Source organism: Vibrio sp. 1874, assembly GCF_033344395.1.
Lineage (GTDB): Bacteria > Pseudomonadota > Gammaproteobacteria > Enterobacterales > Vibrionaceae > Vibrio > Vibrio alginolyticus.
In genome coordinates this window covers 1-1,049 of sequence record NZ_JAWPOR010000183.1, presented here as the reverse complement: position 1 = coordinate 1,049, position 1,049 = coordinate 1, and the positions used below count along the sequence as shown (strand labels likewise).

The window sequence follows — 1,049 nt, the reverse complement described above, 5'->3', positions numbered from 1 at the left end:
CTAGGTGACCCTCGGCTTAATAAGGGTCACTCTAAGTAATGCACGATGCGTGCCAACTTTAAAAAAGCCGTTTTTTAATAGATCCAGGTGCATATCGACGCATTATTAACCAGCATATTCGCAAATTGCATTTGCAAAATGCAATGGCATGCAAATATGCCACTTGTTACATTGCTACTAATCACTTTCTCAGCAAAAAACCAACTACTACTTTATGATTATCCATTAGCTTTCATATTTTTACCCTATACTGCTAATTAATGGGGAAAAATACCTCAGTAAATGGATTTCACGGTTGGTACCTAGGAGAGCTCTATGTTTGCGTTCGTTCGTCAGTTTCCCCTCTATATCATGGTCAGTATTGTTGCAGGCGTCCCATTATTACTTGCTATTTTTCTTGCGGTTCAGCACACCATTAATTTAAACACTCAGTCCCACCAAGCCCTGAAAGATCAGCAGCTAGTGACCTTAATCACCCACTACGACAACCTAGCGCATAATCTCGCCGTCGAACGTGGACTAACAGCCGGCGTACTGGGTAGCCAAGGCAAAACTGAAATCGTGCAAAAGCTGACTAAGCAAAGAAAAAAAGTCGATGACGCGATCAATTCATTGGTTCAACTTAACACGCCATTAATTAGCAGCAGCGATAGCTACGACTTACTCCAAGATGTCCAAGTGCAGCTCAATCGACTCAATCAGGTTCGACAAGGGGTTGATCGCCTTTCGCCTCAAATTGCACCTTTTGGTTATTACTCCAACCTGAATCAGCTCATCATCGACAACATCGACGTTTTGATTGCACAGACTCAAAGCCGAGAGCTAGGTACGCTTGGTGATGCGTTGATCTCTGTGATCGTGATGAAAGAGCGTGCAGGCCAAGCACGCGGCGCACTTAATGGGGTATTTGCGAAAGGAAGCGCCACATCTGTTTTGTTCTCCAACATTGAGGGATACATCCAATCGGGGGATTACGCATCAAGAAAAGCGCAAATTGCGTTCCCAGAACAATATCGACAGTCATTGCAATCGCACCAAAACAGTCCTGC

General features: G+C 44.1%; 1 protein-coding gene. It reads left to right on the top strand.

Features of this window, described 5'->3' with window-relative positions; all coding sequences use genetic code 11:
• Positions 1-315: 315 nt before the first annotated feature.
• The coding region (locus R8N46_RS25480; RefSeq protein WP_318189814.1) for a nitrate- and nitrite sensing domain-containing protein at positions 316-1,049 on the top strand (734 nt) is incomplete at its 3' end.